Below are 17,883 nucleotides of genomic sequence, written 5' to 3' on the forward strand. Positions count from 1 at the left end.
GCTGGTCCCTGCTTCGCCAGGGGCCAGCCCACCGGTCTGTCACTCGTCCCGCATGCGCCGCAGAATCTCGACTCCGGCACGCTCCAGGGTGGGATCGAAGACATCGCGCAGGAAGACCAGCGCGGTTCCACTGTGCCGGTCGAGCAGCAGCAGACCGCTGAATCCGCCGGTGCCGCCAGAATGCAGGGTGTACTCCACTCCGCCGCTGGTGACCACACCCCAGGAGTAGCCGTGTGCGGTTCCGGCGATATTGCCCGGGGCCATCGGCTCCAGGGCCACCATTCCCGGCACCGCCCCGGCGAGCAACGCCCGTGCGTAGACCGCCAAATCCGCTACGGTCGAACGCATTCCACCGGCGGGCGCGGTCGCATTGATCGCCCACGCCGCCTCCGGCTTACCGCTGCGATCGATACCGGTTCCGACATCGGCGGGCAGATCCGCCTCGGTGAGCGGTGTCCAGGTGTGCGTGAGCCCGAGCGGCTCCAGCATTCGAGTACGCAGCAGCGTCAGGTAATCCGTCTGCGCGGCAGCGGCGACCGCCTGCCCGAGCAGGGCGTACCCGAGGGTCGAATATTGGAAGACCCCACCCGGAAGCAGTGGTGTAGCCCGCGCCGCCGCCAGCAGCTGCGGCAGATCGAAGTGGAAGGGATTCTTCCCGTTGACCACGTAATCGATACCGCCCAAGGCCATTTCGGGCGTAGTCGCGAATTCGGGCACGCCCGATCGATGCTCCGCCAGATCACCCAGGGTCACTTCGCCGATGGCGCTGCCCGCCAGCGGCAGCACCTCCCGCAGCCGGGTATCCACCCGCACCTCACCCCGAGTCACCGCATCGGCGAACAGCTCGGCGGTGAAAGTCTTACCGATGGAACCTATTTCATAATCCTTGGCATTGCCCGCACCCAGGTGCGTGAACACCGTGTCGCCGCGCCCCAGATAGCCGATATCCATCGACCGATCCGCTCGCATCGGCAACAGCTCCGCCGTGATTCGCGCCAACTTGGCAGCCGAATCCTCCTGCGGTCCAAGATCATCCGCACGTGCGACAGCACCCGAAGAGATCAAAGCCAGTGCCGTCATCACGATCGCGTAGCCCGGCATCCATCGGGTCCCGTTTCCAGCCTTCCCCACCGATACATCCCCTCATCAGCCGACCCGGTGCAACCCTATCCGATTGCCGAGCAGCCCGTTTCGGGGTCGAGCTGGTATTCGGCCCGCTCTCGTGCCGAACGCGGCAGAGCGGGATCAGCACATCTAGGCTCGGGGAATGACGAGTCCCGAGCGTTTGCGCTACCGCTTGATCACCGGTCCGGACGACGCCACCTTCTGTGAGCGCATCAGCGCGCTGCTCGACGAGGGTTACCTCCTGCACGGCTCACCGTCCGTCACGTTCAACGGTACGAATGTGATCGCCGCGCAGGCGGTTGTCCTGCCCGCCGACGACTGATCGGTTCAGCCGCCGAAGGCGCGGGTGATGGGGGCCATGTCGAAGTAGTCGCGCCAGGCGGCGATCTTGCCGTCGGTGATTTCGAAGACGCCCACGACGGGGAGTTCGGTTTCGCGGCCCGCGCCGCGTAGGACATCGGTGCGTTCGTTCATGACGAGGTTGCCGGTGACCAGTTGGCGGTGGATCTTGAAGTCGATGCCGTCCAGGGCCGCGGCGAAGCCGGCGATGAAGTCGCGGATGGCTTGGCGGCCGACCACCGGGTCCATCGGAATATTGTGGTACACAGCGTCTTCGGTGAAGAACGAGGCGATGTGGTCGGCGTCGGGTTGCACCCAGGCGGCGCACATTTCGCGGACCAGGGCATCAGGGTCGAGCATGGTGTTTCCTTTCGATGCCGTCGCCCAGACGGCGGGCCGACGCGGCCAGCTCGGCGAGGTAGCGGCGGCGTTCGGGGCGGGTGACATCCATTCGGAGCGGGCCGATTTGGAGCTCCATGACGGCATGGCCGGTGCTGTCGAAGACGGGGGCGCTGACATAACTCAGAGGTAGCGGGATGTCCTGGTCGAGGGTGGCCTGGTCGTAGGCGCTGCCGACGATGGTGGCCAGTTGGGACAGGACGCGGCCGCGCAGGTCCTTGCCCGCCGGATGCTCGGCGAGGTGGTCCGCGACATCGGAGAGCACGCGGGCGGTGGGCAGGCTGTCGGGCTCCAGCCGCCAGGCGCAGTATCCGGTGGCGCGCACCGTGCTCAATACCTCGCGGTATTCGTCGCGGCGTTCGGGGCCGCGGGTTTCGAGCCAATCCTGTTGGCGGCCCGGCCCGGAGTGCGCGATGATGCCCGCGCCGGCGGGTGCGCGCAGCGGGATGCGCACCCCGGATTTGATACCGACGGTGAGGCGGTCACGGGTCACCGCGACGAATTCGAGGTACTCGCCGTCGATGACGGTGAGCGCCGCACCGCAGTCGACATGCTCGGCGAGCCGCTCCAATTCCTCGTTCAGCCAGGCACGATCGCCGCGGGTATCGGCCATGCGGACACCGAGCGCGGCCAGCGCCGGGCCGAGCCGGTAGGTCAGATCCGGTAGCCGCCGCACCCAGGCGCGTTCGGCGAGCGCGGCCAGGATGGACCCCACCGTGGAGCGGTTGAGATCCAGACTGTCCGCGATCTCCGCCGAGGTCAGCGGTGTCGGCTGGGCGGCGAGCAACTCCACGATGGAGATGACGCGCTGGGTGGGCGGGGAGCTGTCCGCAGTTCTGGTCTTGCCAGCGGGCACGCGCGTCTCCTAGCCTCTCGATACGAATAACCGAATCGTTTTATACGAATAGTCGCACCAAGGAGCAGGCGTGGCAATCCGAACAGCGGAACCGATCGCGTCGTGATCGCCGATTTCGCCGACCACTGGCTGCTGTACTGCTCGATTCCGGTGGTGGCCGCGCTCATCGGCTGGGTGACCAAGATCGTCGCCGTGCGGATGCTGATGTATCCGCTCGAATTCCGCGGTATCCCACCATTTCTCGGCTGGCAGGGCGTGATCCCGCGCTCGGCGCCGCGCATGGCCACCATTGCCGTGGACCTCATGTTCGGCAAGCTCATCGATCCGCAGGACATTATCGCCCGCCTCGATATCGCCGAACTGACCACGCGATTGCGCGAACCCCTGGACGCGGGCGTGGACTACATGGTCCGCGAGATGATGATGAAGCATCAGCCGCGGCTCTGGGTGAATATGCCCGAGGCGGCGCAGCGCGCGATCATCGAACGAGCACAACGGGATCTGCCGAGGTTGATCGAGGATATCGTCTTCGATCTGCGCACCAATATCGATCAGGTGATGGATCTGCGCGGTATGGCCATCAGCGCGCTGGTGGACGATAAAGCGCTGCTGGTGGAGATGGTGCGCCGGGTCGGCGCGAACGAGCTGCGGTTCATCGTGCGCTCCGGATTGATCTTCGGCACGGTGCTCGGATTCGTGCAGATGATCACCTGGGCCTTCACCCACTCGTCCTGGCTCATGCCCGCCTTCGGCGGTTTCACCGGACTGGTGACGGATTGGCTTGCGCTGCAGATGATCTTCCGGCCGATCAAACCGGTCGGCATCGGCCCGCTGCGCTGGCAGGGACTCTTCCATAAGCGGCGCGAGCAGGTGTGCACCGACTACGGCGATCTCATCGCCACCGAAATCCTCACTCCGGCACGGATTCTGGAGGCGGTGCTGAATGGTGAGCGTGCCGACCGGTTGGCATCGCTGCTGAGCCATCATGTCGGAGAGTTCCTCGATCTGCAGACCGGACCGGCCAAACCGCTCATGCTCATGGTCGCCCGGGACAGCTACACCGCCCTCGAACGCGATGCCGTGCGCTTCGTGCTGGATCATGTGCGCGCCGCGGCGAACTCCGGATTCGACCGGCACGCGATGGAAGCGCTCGATGTCCGCAGCCTGGTGATCGAGAAGACCAAGCAGCTCAGCGACGACGAATACGAGGGCCTGCTGCGCCCGGCGTTCAAACAGGACGAGTGGAAGCTGGTCGCGATCGGAGCGGTCCTGGGATTCCTCGTCGGCGAACTTCAGGTTCACCTCATACTGGCCTGAGACGGCCGATTGTCCGGTCGATTGCCACCCCGGTTCGGCTCCGGCCGGGGGCGCTCGCGCGTACGATAAGGGCCTTGCGTCGAACCGCCCGAACCGCCGAATTCGCATGCTACGCAGACACACCGCGAATGCGAAACGCCACGCAGGTATAAGAAATCGTCGCGAGTCCCCTCAATTTGCGATGTTTGCGAAGCGCGGTCGGTAGCATCCTGCAGGTGCGCAAGATGTATGCGGGTGCCCGACTACGGCGGTTGCGCGAGGAACGGCGAATGACCCAGGCGGCCTTGGCCAAATCCCTGGATCTCTCACCCAGCTACCTCAACCAGCTGGAGCGAGATCAGCGGCCACTCACCATTCCCGTACTGCTGAAACTGAACTCGACATTCGATCTGGATGTGCAGTTCTTCGCCGCCGACTCCGACGCCCGCCTGGTCTCGGATCTACACGAGATTCTGGTGGAGGCGGCAGGCGGTAATGCCGCGCCGGTCGCCGAGGTCGAAGACCTCGCCACCCGCATGCCGGAGGTCTCGAAAATCGTTGTGGCCATGCATCGGCGACTACGCGCTGCCACCGATCAACTGGACCTGCTCTCCTCCAAGGTGGCCACACCCACCGGCGTGCCCGGCGTCCCGATGCCGTACGAGGATGTGCGGGACTTCTTCTACGATCACCACAATCACATCGCGCAACTGGATCTGGCCGCCGAGCGACTGTTCGAGGACTGCGGGCTCACCGTGGGGTCACTGGACCGCCAACTCGCCCGCGTCGCCGAGGAGCGCGCGGGTGTCACCGTCCTGGTACGCGGTGACGGGGCAGACCCGAATGTGCCCAAGCGCCACTATGAACCGGAGACCCGCACGCTGACTCTCGCGCGGCGATTACGCCCCGGGCAGCGCGCCTTCCAGATCGCCTCGACACTGGCATTCCTGTTGCACGGCAATCTACTCGACGAAGTACTGGACGAAACACCTTCCCTCGCAGGTGAATCCCGGACCCTGGCCCGAATCGGCCTGGCCAATTACTTCGCGGGCGCACTCATCCTGCCGTACAGCAAATTCCTGCGCTCGGCGGAGGAGCTCCACTACGACATCGACCTGCTCAGCCTGCGTTTCGAGGTCGGCTTCGAAACCGTCTGCCACCGCCTCTCCACCCTGCAGCGCCAGGGCCAGCGCGGCGTCCCCTTCTTCCTGATCCGCACCGACCGCGCCGGAAACATCTCGAAACGCCAGTCCGCCACCGCATTCCACTTCTCCAGAGTGGGCGGCAGCTGCCCGCTGTGGGTGGTCCACGAAGCCTTCGCACATCCGGGTCGCATGCTCACCCAGGTCGCGGCAATGCCCGACGGCCGGCGCTACCTGTGGATAGCCCGCACCACAACACCGACACCCACCGGATTCGACACGGGTGCAAAGGAATTCGCTATCGGCCTGGGCTGCGATATCGAATACGCCGACCGCCTCACCTACTCCCGCGGCCTGCAATACGCCGATGCGGCCACCGCCACCCCCATCGGCGCGGGCTGCAAGGTCTGCGAGCGCCCCAACTGTCCACAGCGCGCCTTCCCCCAAATAGGCCGCCCCCTGGCCATTACCGAGACCACCAGCACCGACCTGCCCTACCCCCGCCTGCCGCATTAGCTCGAGCCGCACCACCGGCAAGCGGGAATGCACCCGGGGCCTTCGTAGCCGAATACCGTACGGGACATCACGTTCCAGCCGGGTTCGGAGGAATGCCAAGATTTTTCAGAGTGGTTACCTCGCCTGCCGTACCCAGCTTTGTCTCTCTCCCCCCTTGGGAGCCATACCCTCACGCCCCAGCCTGGCTGGATGGCCGTGGTCCCGATCTCGAGCAAGACACAAACCCCCAAGACCAAAAGCCCCAACCCCCCACCCCCCGAAGCCATCACACCCCCTGTCTAACCCGCACACCCCTTGTACGGGGTGTGATACCAGTACACGGGGTGTGATAGCCCTGTGTCAGTGGTGCGGTCACCTCGGGACTGGGGTACGGGCACCCGGAGACGCTTCACTTTGCCCGGATTGTCTACTTCGAGTGGGTGGTTCTTCTCGTCCTGGCGTCTTTTGTCTTGGTCTTCGAGATTGGTCAGGACTTGGCCAGGTACTCCAGACGTTCGCCGTCCACGGCGGCGTGCATCATGCTGGCCAGGCCGGGGTGCTTCTTCAGACCTGGGTCGGATTCGGTGACCTCCCTGGCCAATTGCTGCGCCGCGGTGATGACCTCCAGGTCGTCCAGGAGCGACAGCAGGCGGAGGCTGCGGGCGGTGCCGGATTGGGCCGAACCCAGGACATCGCCTTCGCGGCGCTGCCGCAGGTCCAGGACCGCGAGCTCGAAACCGTCGGTGGTGGCGGCCACCGCCTCCAGGCGGGCCATTGCCGTTCCCACCGGGCCGGATTCGGTAATGAGCAGGCAGAGGCCGGGGTGTTTGCCTCGGCCCACTCGACCGCGGAGCTGATGGAGTTGGCTCACACCGAAACGGTCGGCGTCCATGATGGCCATGACCGTGGCGTTCGGGACGTCCACACCCACCTCGACGACCGTGGTGCAGACCAGCACATCTATGTCGGCTTCATTGAAAGCCCGCATGACGCGGTCTTTTTCGTCGGAGTGCAGGCGACCGTGCAGTAGCCCGACGCGCAGATCCCGCAGCGGGCCGGTGGAGAGCATCTCGAAGATGTCGACCGCCGAATGCGTGGTCGGACCTTCCTTCTCCTCCTCGGATTTCGCCTTGCGCCCCTTGGCTTTCGGATCATCCTCCTGATCACCGATGCGCGAGCACACCACATACGCCTGGCGGCCCGCCCCGACCTCCTCGTGAATGCGTTCCCAGGCACGATCCACCCAGGACGGTTTCACCTTGGCGGGCACCACCTTCGAGGTGATGGGTGAACGCCCGCGCGGAAGCTGGGTCAGGGTGGAGGTCTCCAGATCGCCCAGGGTGGTCATGGCGATGGTGCGCGGAATCGGTGTCGCGGTCATGACCAGCAGGTGCGGGCTGATGCCGTCCTTGGCCTTGGCGCGCAAGGCATCTCGCTGTTCGACGCCGAAGCGGTGCTGTTCGTCGACGATCACCATGCCGAGATCGAAGAATTCGACATTGTCCTGGATCAGGGCATGCGTGCCGATGAGTATGCCCGCCGCACCGGTCACCGCGTCGAGCAGCGCCGCCTTCTTCTGCCCCGCCGACATGGAGCCGGTCACCAGCACCACCTTGGTGGCATTATCGGCCGCACCCAGTTCACCGGCATTGCCCAGATCACCGAGCATCGCCTTCAGCGACCGATAGTGCTGTGCGGCAAGCACTTCGGTCGGGGCGAGCAACGCGCACTGCTGACCGTTGTCGACCACCTGGAGCATGGCGTGCAGGGCGACGATGGTCTTACCGGAGCCGACCTCACCCTGGAGCAGCCGGTGCATGGGGTGGGTGCGGGTCAGATCCGCGGAGATCTCGTCGATGACGGTGCGCTGCCCCTCGGTGAGTTCGAAGGGCAGGCGCTTGTCGAAGGCCGCGGCGATACCGTCGGTGCGCGGCGGGCTCGATTTGGCGGTGCGCCCCTCGGTCCGGTGCCGACGTTCGGCCAGCACCAGCTGTAGCGCCAGGGCCTCGTCGAAGCGTAGGCGGCCGCGGGCCTGGTCGATATCGAGCTTGCTGTCGGGTAGGTGGATCAGGCGCAGCGCATCGGAGACCGGCATGAGCGAATGTTCGGTGCGCAGTTCCTCGGGGAGCGGATCGTCGATCGGGTCGAGCTGGTCGAGAATCTGGCGGACACAGCGCAGCAGATCCCAGCTCTGCACCTTCGCGGTGGCCGGATAGACGGGGATGAATTCGCGTTCGAAGAACGAGACGTCAACCCCGCCCGCACCTTTCGCGCTCTGCGCCAGCCCGCGCAGCGCGCCGCCGCCGCGCACCGAGGTGAGGTTCTCGATGGAACCGTCCTCTTTATCGGGCAGAATCAGATAGTCCGGATGTGAGAGATTCCAGCGGTCCGGTCGCCACCAGTGCACGGTGCCGGACATCATGGCGCGCACCCCCTCCTTCACCAGGTGCCGCACCTTGTCACCGTTGAAGAAGGTGACCTCGATGGGCTTGGCACTGCCCGTATCCAGACTCACCTTGAGCAGGCTGCCGCGCCGATTCTTCATGGGGCGCAGATCAGTTTTGGTGACCCGGCCCATCACGGTGATGTGCTGGCCCTCCTCCGGAGCCTCCTCACTGAGCGGCTGGCCCTGGGTGGCGTAGCGCAACGGATAATGCCGCAGCAGGTCCTCGACGGTATGCATATCGAACGCCTCGGCCAGGGGTTCGGCGGCCTTCACACCGAGCACGTGGTCGAGCCGATCACCCAGTGTCGCCACCTATTCCACCCCGATCTGCACCAGATCACCGGCTTGTCCGCCGGGATACACCACCACCTCGACACCCGGGAACGCGGTGCCGACGTGCTCGGCCAATTCTTCCGAAAGTCCCCGCGGCGCTTCCGCACCAACCAGCATGGTCACCAATTCGCCACCGAGACCGAGCATTCGGTCCAACAGTGTGCGCCCGGCCGCCCGCGGATCGGGATCGATCACCACCACATCGTGCCCGACCAAGCCCAGACCGTCCCCGGCCGCACAGGTGCCGACAATCGTCAGCGCCCGTTCGGGAGCGATTCGCAAAGCGCCCCAACGGGTTCCGGCGGCAGCTTCGGACATGGCGAAGGCATCGTCCACGGCGATGCGGCCGCCGTCGTGCATGGACAGCGCCGCCAGACCCTGCACCATGGAGCCGCTGGGCAGCATCAGCACATCCCGATTACCGTCGCGCGCGGCCACACTCACCGCGACCAGTTCATGTGCGGGCAGTGCGCCATTGGGCAGCACCAGCACCTCCCGATGCGGTAGCCGTCTGATCCCGGACAGCAGCGCCTCGGCGGTCACCTCACCCTCGAGCACCTGCGCCCCGGCATCCTCGAACAACCGCACCGCGCCCGCCCCGGCGGCCACCGCGAGAATCGCGCGCTCGATCGGCTCCTCCGGCGCATGCGCCGAAACGGCCAGCGTTTCGATCCGAATCCCGCTCAGCGCACCGGCCGCCAGCCCCGCCTCGATCGCCGCCCCGGCATCCGCACAGTGCACATGCGCCGACCAGGTTCCCGCCCCATCCCCCACCACGACAACCGAATCACCCAGCCCCCCGAGCTGCTCCCGCAACGCGTCGACACCCGCGTCATCGGCTCCGGTCAACAAGAACATGACCTCATAATGCGGTGCGCCACCGACAGACATATGCCCCGAGGCGTCATCCGCCGCCAGCGCACGCGTATTCACATGCCCCGCAACCGAATCGATCAGTCGCCCCGTCCCCGCACCTCGGACACCGCTCACGCGGCGGCTATCCGCCGCGGCACGCAAGCCCGCACCCGCCCCATCCGCACGTCGCGAGTCCGGATAATCCGCAGGTCGAGAGTCCGGTCCCGCGCCGGCGAACCGCTCGACCGAGTCGGCGCCGCCCGACATATCGGCCGCCGCGCGCTTGGACCGCCGGGTGTACTCGGGCCGCTGCGGTGCCGGGGCACCGGTGGCAGCCACCAATTCGTCCAAGAGCACCAGCAGCCCGCGCGCGCCCGCGTCCACCACACCCGCCCGCGCCAGCACCCCCAACTGCGACGGCGTCTCCCCCAATGCCTTGGCTGCCCCGTCCGCGGCGGCCGAGGCCACCGCACGCAATGTCCTCTCCGAACACTGCCCCGCGTGATCGGCCGCCTGATCCAGCACGGTGAGCATGGTCCCCTCCACCGGCGAACTCAGCGCCTCCCGCACCAGCCGCGCCGCCCGCCGCAACGCCGACCGCAGCGTCTCCGCGGTGAGATCGTCATCACCGACCGCATCCGCGATCCCCCGCAGCACCTGCGAAAGAATGATCCCCGAATTTCCGCGCGCCCCCAGTGTCGCCGCCCGCGCCATGGCAGCGGCAACCGCCCGAGCGGACAACTCGGCAGGCTCCCCGGCCACCGCGGCACTCAGGACCGACCGGTTCCCGTCGCGGGCCGCCATCTCTTCGGCCCCGCGCACCGCGGCGCGCATGGTGCTCAGCAGATTGGTCCCGGTATCGGAGTCGGCGACGGGGAACACATTGAGGGCGTTTATTTCGTCACGGTGGCGAGTGAGCGCCTGTAGGCAGGCGTGCGCCCATCGCAGCAGCGCTTCACCGTCGAGCTCATCCCCGACCCTGCGCACCGTCACCGTCCTCTCGCCGCATATCAAGCCTCCCGAACCCCGCTCGCCAGCCTAGTCCGGAGTACCGACACCCCGCCGTCACCTGCCGTTCGTTTGTGTCCACCGCGGGGTGAACCGGGGGCAATTGGACACGCCGGGTTGGGGGCGGTTACTCTTGTGCGGTTGCCCGACGCGGGCACTGATCCTTTCTCGGGAATCAGAAACGCGTTCGCTAGCGATTCGCTGGCAGGCACGTCCAAGACATTAAAGTTTCCGGACTCGCTGCTTTCGCAGTGTGTCCCCACATGACATGAAGGAGCTCGCGACTATGGCTGCCGTCTGCGACGTCTGCGCCAAGGGCCCCGGCTTCGGTAAGTCGGTTTCGCATTCGCACCGGCGCACCAACCGTCGTTGGAATCCGAACATCCAGACTGTGCGTGCGCAGGTTGCCCCCGGCAACACCCGCCGCATGAACGTGTGCACCTCCTGCCTCAAGGCCGGTAAGGTCGCGCGCGGCTGATCGCCCAACTTTTCTACAAACGCCCCGGCGCCCACAATGGGTGATCCGGGGCTTTTGTTGTGCCCGTGGCACTTTGCGCGCACAGGGGGCGAAAATGAGTGAGTGGCAGGTGGTTCCACTCGGAGCCGAGCATGTCCACAGCATGGCCGAATGCCATATCGCCTGCTGGCGTGAGGCATATCAGGGCTTGGTGCCCGCGCATGTGCTCGATGCGTTCGATATCGGCAAGCGCGCGGCCGCCTGGGAGAAGATCCGCGCCGAGTATCCGGGCCGGATTGTGGTGGCGGTAATCGATGGCACCGTTATCGGATTCGCCAGTAGCGGTCCGTCACGCGATGAATCGCCGGTCGCGGAACGCGAACTCAGCGCCATGTATGTCCGGAAAGCCTGGTACGGCACCGGTGTCGCGCATGAATTGATGAAAACGGTGCTGGCCCAGGACGTCGATACCTCGCTCTGGGTGTTCGAGGAGAATCCGCGTGCCCGGGCCTTCTACCGCAAATACGGCTTCGAACCGGACGGCGAGCGCCGCGTCGAAGCCTTCACGCCCGCCATGGAAGTGCGTATGGTGCACCGCGTTACCGGTTGATCGGTGCCGCCGCAGCACCGATCATTCGGTGATCAGCGGTCGCCGGTGAAGCAATCCAGGTTCTGGCTGATCGTCATGGGCAGGCAGGCAACCCGCGAGGTCACCTCCGAGCTCATGGTGGTCGCGCTATTGGTGTCGAACAGGCTGGCCACCTGGGTGCCACCCTCGGTCGAGGCGGGGGCGTTGGTGAAGGGCTCCAACGTCAGCGCATCGGCATTGGCCGCGGCGGGAGCGCTGGCGAGGGCCGCCCCCGCCACCAACGCTACGAAAACACCACGGGCAGTCTTGTTCTGCATTCACATGCTCCTGAATCGGTTCAACGGATCGCGCTTAGGGCAGACGCCAGTCCACCGGCGCGGCACCCAATGTACCCAGCAATTCGTTGGTGCGTGAGAACGGGCGCGATCCGAAGAATCCGCGCGAGGCGGAAAGCGGTGACGGATGGGCGGATTCGATGTAGGGCGTCGACCCCAGCATCGGCTTCAAAGTCATGGCGTCGCGGCCCCACAAAATGGCGACCAGCGGCTGATCACGGGCGACGAGCGCGCGAATTGCCTGCTCGGTCACCGCCTCCCAGCCCTTACCGCGATGCGAGGCCGCCTGGCCCGGCTGCACGGTGAGCACTCGGTTCAACATGAGTACGCCCTGATCCGACCACGGCGACAGATCACCGCACGACGGCATCGGGAGTTCGAGGTCCTTGGTCAATTCGGAGAAGATATTGGCGAGACTGCGCGGCACCGGCTTCACATCCGGTTCCACCGAGAAACTCAGCCCCATGGCATGGCCGGGGGTGGGGTACGGATCCTGGCCGACGATGAGAACTCGGACCTTGTCGAACGGACGCTGGAAGGCGCGCAGCACATTCTCACCCTTGGGGAGATAGCCACGCCCGGCGGCGTTTTCGGTACGGAGGAATTCGCCCATCTCGGCAATGCGATCGGCCACCGGTTCGAGGGCCTCGGCCCAACCTGAATCGACGACCTCCGACAGCGGTTTGTTGCCCATGTCGGGAAAACTTATCGTGGCGAGTTTCACGAGGGAAGACCACCCACCTAAGCGAAGGATTCCCAACCGGCAGGTCCGGTTCGGGCGATGCCGTCCACGGTAACGCCCGAACCTTCGGCGACTCGGCCGATTCGCACCCAACCCGCTGGCAGAGCAACGGAATCCGGAAAAGTGGCGGCGAAGGCATGGTCCTCACCACCGGCCAGAATCCAGTCGAGGGCGCTTGCGTCGAGGGCTTGTGCGATCGTCTCCAGCAGCGGATCGTCCAGTGCCGCGGAGTCGAGATCGATGGCTACACCGGATGATTCGGCAATATGCCCCAAATCAGCCAGGAGGCCGTCGGAGACATCGGTGAGGGCATTGATCTTCGTCTCGGGCGGCAAAGTCAGCACAGCGGCGTACGGCGGCTGCGGAACCTTGTGCACGGCAACGGCATCCGGCCAATCCGAGGCATCGACGCAGCGATAGTTCTCCGAATTGTCGCCGTCGAGCAGGAGCGCAAGCCCCGCCGCGGACCAACCGAGCAGACCGGCAACGGCCACCACATCACCCGGCCGCGCACCCGACTTCAGGATCGGCTCACGCCCCGCCGGATCACCGAACGCGGTCACCGAGATCACCAGCAGCGGGGCGCGCACCACATCACCGCCCGCGATGGAGGCGCCCGCACGCTCGGCCTCGGCCCACATGCCATCCGCGAGATCGGTGACGAAATCGACCGGGGTCTCCGGCGGGCAGCCGAAGGAGACCACGAACGCGCTCGGCGTCGCACCCATGGCCACCACATCGGCCGCGTTCTGCGCGATGGCTTTGCGCCCGATGTCATGCCCACTGGACCAGTCCAGCCGGAAATGCCGGTCTTGCACCAACATGTCCGTTGTCACCACGAACCGGCCCTCCGGCGCGGCCACCACCGCGGCGTCATCGCCCGGCCCGAGCAGCACCCCCGGTCCCTGCTTACGCCCCGCGTTGATCCGCGCGATCAACCCGAACTCTCCGAGCTCGCGCACCGTCTGCGCATCACCGGCGTATCCGGGAAAGCGATCGACAGCGGCGCGGCTCTGGGAACCGCGACGCCTGCTGCTGGCGGTGATGACGATCTCCTCGGCGTGAGTGGGCTGCGGACCTCGGACCCCGAAACGGTACCCTCGGACACGAAATCGACGACCACCAGCCGGGACGCGCTGTGTCCGGCACGGCACGATCGGGGACCGACGACCGGATGAGCAACGACACCCGCGGCAGCGAACCGGAATCCGGCACGCCCGAAACCGCAGAGCCCGGCACGGTGGATATCGCGAAGCAGCCCGCCGAGCACGCGGACACCGCGGCCGAGTCGACACCCGAGTCAGCGGGAACGCCGAAGTCCGCGACCGCGGATTCGAGCGACGCGGACGACGCGGAGCGGAGCACGGCCGCGGTTGCCTCGGCCGAGGACGATGAGCCGGCGGAGCGCCGCTCCCCCGCGCTGATCGCCACCGCCATCGCGCTGCCGATCGCCCTGGTCGCGGGTGTGCTCGTCATGGGTGTGCTGGCGAATCGGCATCCGGCTCGCGAACCCCTGGTGCTGGGTGCGGTGCAGGCTCCCGCGGCGACCGGTCCGCAGTGTTCGGCGCTGCTGCCCGCGCTGCCGGACAAGCTCGGCGACTACACCGTCTCCGAACTGGTCCAGCCCGCTCCCGATGGCGCAAAGGCGTGGCAGCAGGCCGACGGCGGGGATGCGATCGTGCTGCGCTGCGGCCTGGATCGGCCGCTCGAATTCAATCGCGCCTCACCCCTGCAGGTCGTGAACAATGTCAACTGGTTCGATGTGCGCGATCAGACCAGCGGCGCGGCATCGGGCACCTACTGGGCGGTCGATCGCGGCACCTACATCGCGTTGACCATGCCCGACAACGCGGGACCGACTCCGCTACAAGAGATTTCGGACGCCATCACCAAGGCGATCCCGCAGCAGCCGCTCGACCCGGGACCGCTGCCCAACTGAGGTGTTGCGCCGCCCACCCGTGGGCACGCTCGGTCAAGGACACTCCCTCGACATCCCGGCGCGCTTTTGGCCGGGATCTCCGTCAGTCGGGTGTATCCCAGCTCGGCGCGCTTCAGACTTTCCGGATCTTGACTTTGCCCGCGGTGAGGTCGACGTTCACACCTTCATCCCCGTCCCCCGGATTCTCGCGATGCATGAGAACCGATTGGCGCTGCTCGAATTCGAGCTTCTTGCCGGGGTCGAACACCGAGCCGAAGGTCTCGAAGCCGACGGCGGCGGCGCTGCGCCCCTCGGACTCCGCGGGATCACGCATCCACGGGAGTCCGGCGCGACCGCTCACCTTGCGATAGGCGACCTCGGCGAAGGCCACCACGATAATCAGCAGGGCCAATCCGGGAATGGTCATCGCCATGAGCACGGCTTTCAGGCTACCCAGCGGCACCGGTGACTGCCATCGTTCCGAAGTCGGACGGCAGTCACCCATGCGGGGGATTCAGCGCAGGCCGGTACCGCGCGCGAGCGCGGTCTCCACCAGGGTGGTCACCAGTTCGCGGCGGCCGATACCGGTCGCCTCCCACATGCGCGGGTACATGGAGATGGCGGTGAAACCGGGCATGGTGTTGATCTCGTTGATCACCGGGCCGGCCGCGGTGACGAAGAAGTCGACGCGGGCCAGACCCTGACAGTCCAGGGCGCGAAAAGCCTGGACCGCGAGCTCCCGAATCTGTTGCGATACATCATCGTCCAACTTGGCGGGCACATCGAATTCGCAGACGTCATCGAGATACTTGGTGTCGAAGTCGTAGAACTCCGGCCCCTCGGGCGTCTCCTCGGGCATCCGAATCTCCGCCACCACACTGGCTTCCACCCGGCCGTCCGGGAATTCCAGTACGCCGCACTCGACTTCGCGGCCCACGATTCCGGCCTCGATGATCACCTTCGGATCGTGCTGGCGCGCAACGGCAATCGCGGCATCGAGCGCATCCCAGGTGTCGACCTTGGTGATACCGATGGAGGACCCGCCGCGTGCGGGCTTGACGAACACCGGCAGTCCGAGCCGATCCCGGTCCGCCTCCGACAGCACCGCGACGCCGGGCCGCAGCACCACCTGGATACCGATCGGAAGTCCTTCCGCGGCAAGGAGTTTCTTGGTGAACTCCTTATCCATTCCGGCGGCGGAGGCCAGTACGCCCGGGCCGACATACGGCACCCCGGCCAGCTCCAGCAGACCCTGCAGGGTGCCGTCCTCGCCGAAGGGGCCGTGCAGTACCGGGAACACCAGATCCACACCGCCGAGCACCCCATCCGCACTGTCCAGCGGGACCAGCCCACCGGCGCGACTGGGGTCGGCGGCCAGGGTCAGCTCGGTGCCCGTCGAATCCACCGACGGCAGTTCCCGGCTCGCGTCCGCGGTGAGCGCCCGCGAGTCCGCGGAGTTCAGCACCCAGGTGCCCTCGCGGGTGATGCCGATCGGAACCGCCTCGTACCGTTCGGGATCGAGGCTGCCCAAGACCGTTCGGGCCGACACACACGAGACGCCATGCTCGTTGCTGCGCCCGCCGAACACCACCGCCACCCGGATCCTGTTGGTCATGCCCGGAACCATATCCGGCGGCGATGGCAGCGCGGTTACGCGGTCACTCCGATTTGAGGCGGCGGCCCAGCAGCTGTCCGACCGCATCGGCGGTGGGCAGCCCCTCGTGGCAGACCTGATGCATGGCATTGGTCAACGGCATCTCGACTCCGTGCGCCGCGGCCAGTGCCCGCACCGATGTGCAGGACTTCACACCCTCGGCGACCTGACCATGAGTGGCCTGCTGCGCGGATTCGATGGTGCCGCCCGCACCGAGCGCATGTCCGAACGAACGATTGCGCGAGAGCGGTGAGGTGCAGGTGGCGACCAGATCGCCGACCCCCGCCAGCCCGGCCAGGGTCACCGGTTCGGCGCCGACCGCCACGCCCAGGCGAATGATCTCGGCCAGTCCGCGGGTGATCAGACTCGCGATCGAGTTGTCGCCCAATCCCATTCCCGAGGCGATACCGCAGGCGAGCGCGATGACGTTCTTGCAGGCCCCGCCGATTTCACAGCCGATCACATCGCTGTTGGTGTACGGCCGGAAGTATCCGGTGGCGCTCGCGTGCTGCACCGCCTCGGCCCGCGCGGTATCGGTACACGCGATCACCGTCGCGGTCGGCTGCCGCGCCGCCACCTCATGCGCCAGGTTCGGCCCCGAAAGCACCGCCACCCGACTCGGATCCGCCCCACTGACTTCGGAGATGACCTGACTCATCCGCAGCAGCGTCCCGGTCTCGATGCCCTTGGCCAGACTCAGCAGTGTGGCATCACCCGGGATATCGGGCTGCCACTGCGCGAGATTGGCCCGCAGCGACTGCGACGGCACCGCCAGCACGACAATGTCCGCGCCCTCCAACGCGATCCGATGATCATCGGTCGCACCGATCGGCGGCAGCGTCACCTCCGGCAGATACCACGGATTCCGATGCTCACTCGCAAGGACTTTCGCCACCTCCGGCCGCCGAGCCCACATGGTGACCTCGGTCCCCGCCTCCGCCAACACCTTCGCGAACGCGGTCCCCCAGGACCCCGCTCCCAACACCGCTGCCCTAGCCATCTGCCCAATATATGCGCGCCTGAAATCGACCGCGCCGAGCATCGCACAGCGGATCTTGCGGCACTCTGGAGAAACCACATCGGAACCGGGGAAGCCATACCGCCCGGCGCGGGTTAACGACGTGCGTGGGCGGGTGCTCATACAGCTGTCACGTTGGAGTGGGAGGATTCGGGCATGCGGTCGACCGTGCACGCCGTGATCGCGGTGAAGAATCTCGAGCTGGCCAAAAGTCGGCTCGCTGATCGGTTGCGACCGCAGGACCGGCCGCGACTGGTGTTGGCGATGCTGACCGATACGGTCGGTGCGGCGGTGGCCACGGTGGGTATCGCTTCGGTGACGGTGGTGACGCCGGACCCCACGGTGCGTGATCTGGTGCGCGGTCTCGGCGCGCGCGTACAACCCGAGCCCGCCGTCCCCGGTGGTCTCAATGCCGCGCTGGCGGCCGGCGCCGAGGCGATCCGGGCGGCGCACGGTCCGGTCGATCTGCTTGCCCTGCAAGCCGATCTGCCCGCGCTGCGCCCGCAGGAGTTGACCGACATGCTGACCGTCGCCGGACATCGGCGTTCGGTGGTGGCCGATCACGAGGGCAGCGGCACCGTCGCCCTGCTGGTGCGTGATCCGGCCGCGGCGCTGAACCCGTTGTTCGGCCCCGATTCGGCCCGCAGGCATATCGCGGCGGGCGCGGTGGAATTGCTCGGGGACTGGCCGGGATTGCGCCAGGACGTCGACACCGCCGCCGATCTGGACCGCGCCGCCGATCTCGGCGTCGGGGTTGCCACCGGCACGCTGCTCAGTGAAATCGGCGTGTCGCGGGCGTGTCAGGCAGCAAAACATGTCCACGCGGCGGGCTCCTCACGGTGCTGACCGGGCGTGATCTGCGCTGCAATGGACGGT

General features: G+C 66.5%; 18 protein-coding genes. 7 read left to right on the forward strand and 11 right to left on the reverse strand.

Annotated elements, in window-relative coordinates; all coding sequences use genetic code 11:
• Positions 1 to 39: 39 nt before the first annotated feature.
• On the reverse strand, positions 40 to 1,101 hold the full coding sequence (locus OHB26_RS01195; protein ID WP_330182384.1) for a serine hydrolase domain-containing protein: 1,062 nt from the start codon (positions 1,099 to 1,101) through the stop codon (positions 40 to 42).
• 166 nt (positions 1,102 to 1,267) lie between these two features.
• Between OHB26_RS01195 and OHB26_RS01200 the strand changes: the two genes are divergently transcribed.
• Entirely contained in the window at positions 1,268 to 1,447 is a 180-nt protein-coding gene (locus OHB26_RS01200) for a DUF1737 domain-containing protein (protein WP_330182385.1), read from the forward strand.
• A 5-nt stretch (positions 1,448 to 1,452) separates the two neighbouring features.
• On the opposite strand, the gene OHB26_RS01205 is transcribed toward OHB26_RS01200, so the two are convergent.
• Both OHB26_RS01205 and OHB26_RS01210 read right to left on the reverse strand, forming a co-directional pair.
• Positions 1,453 to 1,824 (reverse strand): SgcJ/EcaC family oxidoreductase, encoded by a 372-nt coding sequence (locus OHB26_RS01205; RefSeq protein WP_330182386.1) that lies wholly within the window; start codon positions 1,822 to 1,824, stop codon positions 1,453 to 1,455.
• The gene (locus OHB26_RS01210; RefSeq protein ID WP_330182387.1) at positions 1,811 to 2,719 is read right to left on the reverse strand and encodes a helix-turn-helix domain-containing protein; all 909 of its coding nucleotides are present in this window, start codon (positions 2,717 to 2,719) and stop codon (positions 1,811 to 1,813) included. The genes OHB26_RS01205 and OHB26_RS01210 overlap by 14 nt, the downstream gene beginning before the upstream one ends.
• A gap of 102 nt (positions 2,720 to 2,821) precedes the next feature.
• Here OHB26_RS01210 and OHB26_RS01215 point away from each other — a divergent pair, with 102 nt between their 5' ends.
• Positions 2,822 to 4,036 (forward strand): DUF445 domain-containing protein, encoded by a 1,215-nt coding sequence (locus OHB26_RS01215; protein ID WP_330182388.1) that lies wholly within the window; start codon positions 2,822 to 2,824, stop codon positions 4,034 to 4,036.
• 215 nt (positions 4,037 to 4,251) lie between these two features.
• Positions 4,252 to 5,673 carry a short-chain fatty acyl-CoA regulator family protein gene (locus OHB26_RS01220; protein ID WP_330182389.1) on the forward strand — a complete coding sequence of 474 codons (1,422 nt, stop codon included), beginning with the start codon at positions 4,252 to 4,254 and terminating at the stop codon, positions 5,671 to 5,673.
• A 466-nt stretch (positions 5,674 to 6,139) separates the two neighbouring features.
• Here OHB26_RS01220 and recG read toward each other — a convergent pair whose 3' ends face one another.
• Together recG and OHB26_RS01230 are read right to left on the reverse strand one after the other, a co-directional pair.
• Positions 6,140 to 8,410 carry an ATP-dependent DNA helicase RecG gene (gene recG, locus OHB26_RS01225; RefSeq protein WP_330182390.1) on the reverse strand — a complete coding sequence of 757 codons (2,271 nt, stop codon included), beginning with the start codon at positions 8,408 to 8,410 and terminating at the stop codon, positions 6,140 to 6,142.
• A complete protein-coding gene (locus tag OHB26_RS01230; protein WP_330182391.1) occupies positions 8,411 to 10,273 on the reverse strand; it encodes a DAK2 domain-containing protein in 1,863 nt (620 codons plus the stop codon). It lies immediately after the preceding gene.
• A 307-nt stretch (positions 10,274 to 10,580) separates the two neighbouring features.
• On the opposite strand from OHB26_RS01230, the gene rpmB reads away from it, so the two are divergent.
• Positions 10,581 to 10,772, forward strand: coding sequence for a 50S ribosomal protein L28 (gene rpmB, locus OHB26_RS01235; RefSeq protein ID WP_039799620.1), 192 nt, complete (start codon positions 10,581 to 10,583; stop codon positions 10,770 to 10,772).
• 94 nt (positions 10,773 to 10,866) lie between these two features.
• Positions 10,867 to 11,361: a GNAT family N-acetyltransferase gene (locus OHB26_RS01240; protein WP_330182392.1), complete on the forward strand. Its 495-nt coding sequence runs from the start codon at positions 10,867 to 10,869 to the stop codon at positions 11,359 to 11,361.
• A 32-nt stretch (positions 11,362 to 11,393) separates the two neighbouring features.
• Here OHB26_RS01240 and OHB26_RS01245 read toward each other — a convergent pair whose 3' ends face one another.
• From OHB26_RS01245 to OHB26_RS01255, 3 genes are read right to left on the reverse strand one after another with little or no spacing between them, the layout of a single operon-like run.
• Positions 11,394 to 11,657 carry a hypothetical protein gene (locus tag OHB26_RS01245; RefSeq protein ID WP_330182393.1) on the reverse strand — a complete coding sequence of 88 codons (264 nt, stop codon included), beginning with the start codon at positions 11,655 to 11,657 and terminating at the stop codon, positions 11,394 to 11,396.
• Between the two features lie 34 nt (positions 11,658 to 11,691).
• Complete coding sequence (locus OHB26_RS01250; RefSeq protein ID WP_330182394.1) at positions 11,692 to 12,369, reverse strand: uracil-DNA glycosylase; 678 nt, start codon at positions 12,367 to 12,369, stop codon at positions 11,692 to 11,694.
• A gap of 47 nt (positions 12,370 to 12,416) precedes the next feature.
• Positions 12,417 to 13,379: a thiamine-phosphate kinase gene (locus tag OHB26_RS01255; protein ID WP_330182395.1), complete on the reverse strand. Its 963-nt coding sequence runs from the start codon at positions 13,377 to 13,379 to the stop codon at positions 12,417 to 12,419.
• 278 nt (positions 13,380 to 13,657) lie between these two features.
• Between OHB26_RS01255 and OHB26_RS01260 the strand changes: the two genes are divergently transcribed.
• Positions 13,658 to 14,356 (forward strand): DUF3515 domain-containing protein, encoded by a 699-nt coding sequence (locus OHB26_RS01260; RefSeq protein ID WP_442942977.1) that lies wholly within the window; start codon positions 13,658 to 13,660, stop codon positions 14,354 to 14,356.
• A 112-nt stretch (positions 14,357 to 14,468) separates the two neighbouring features.
• On the opposite strand, the gene OHB26_RS01265 is transcribed toward OHB26_RS01260, so the two are convergent.
• The 3 genes from OHB26_RS01265 to OHB26_RS01275 all read right to left on the reverse strand — a co-directional run bounded on the left by OHB26_RS01265 (position 14,469) and on the right by OHB26_RS01275 (position 16,989).
• Entirely contained in the window at positions 14,469 to 14,768 is a 300-nt protein-coding gene (locus OHB26_RS01265) for a DUF6191 domain-containing protein (protein WP_330185451.1), read from the reverse strand.
• Between the two features lie 81 nt (positions 14,769 to 14,849).
• Complete coding sequence (locus OHB26_RS01270) at positions 14,850 to 15,950, reverse strand: D-alanine--D-alanine ligase family protein (protein WP_330182397.1); 1,101 nt, start codon at positions 15,948 to 15,950, stop codon at positions 14,850 to 14,852.
• Between the two features lie 43 nt (positions 15,951 to 15,993).
• The gene (locus OHB26_RS01275) at positions 15,994 to 16,989 is read right to left on the reverse strand and encodes an NAD(P)H-dependent glycerol-3-phosphate dehydrogenase (protein WP_330182398.1); all 996 of its coding nucleotides are present in this window, start codon (positions 16,987 to 16,989) and stop codon (positions 15,994 to 15,996) included.
• 174 nt (positions 16,990 to 17,163) lie between these two features.
• Between OHB26_RS01275 and cofC the strand changes: the two genes are divergently transcribed.
• Positions 17,164 to 17,853: a 2-phospho-L-lactate guanylyltransferase gene (cofC, locus tag OHB26_RS01280; protein ID WP_330182399.1), complete on the forward strand. Its 690-nt coding sequence runs from the start codon at positions 17,164 to 17,166 to the stop codon at positions 17,851 to 17,853.
• Positions 17,854 to 17,883 lie beyond the last annotated feature (30 nt).

Source organism: Nocardia sp. NBC_01503, from assembly GCF_036327755.1.
In the GTDB taxonomy this organism is placed as follows: domain Bacteria; phylum Actinomycetota; class Actinomycetes; order Mycobacteriales; family Mycobacteriaceae; genus Nocardia.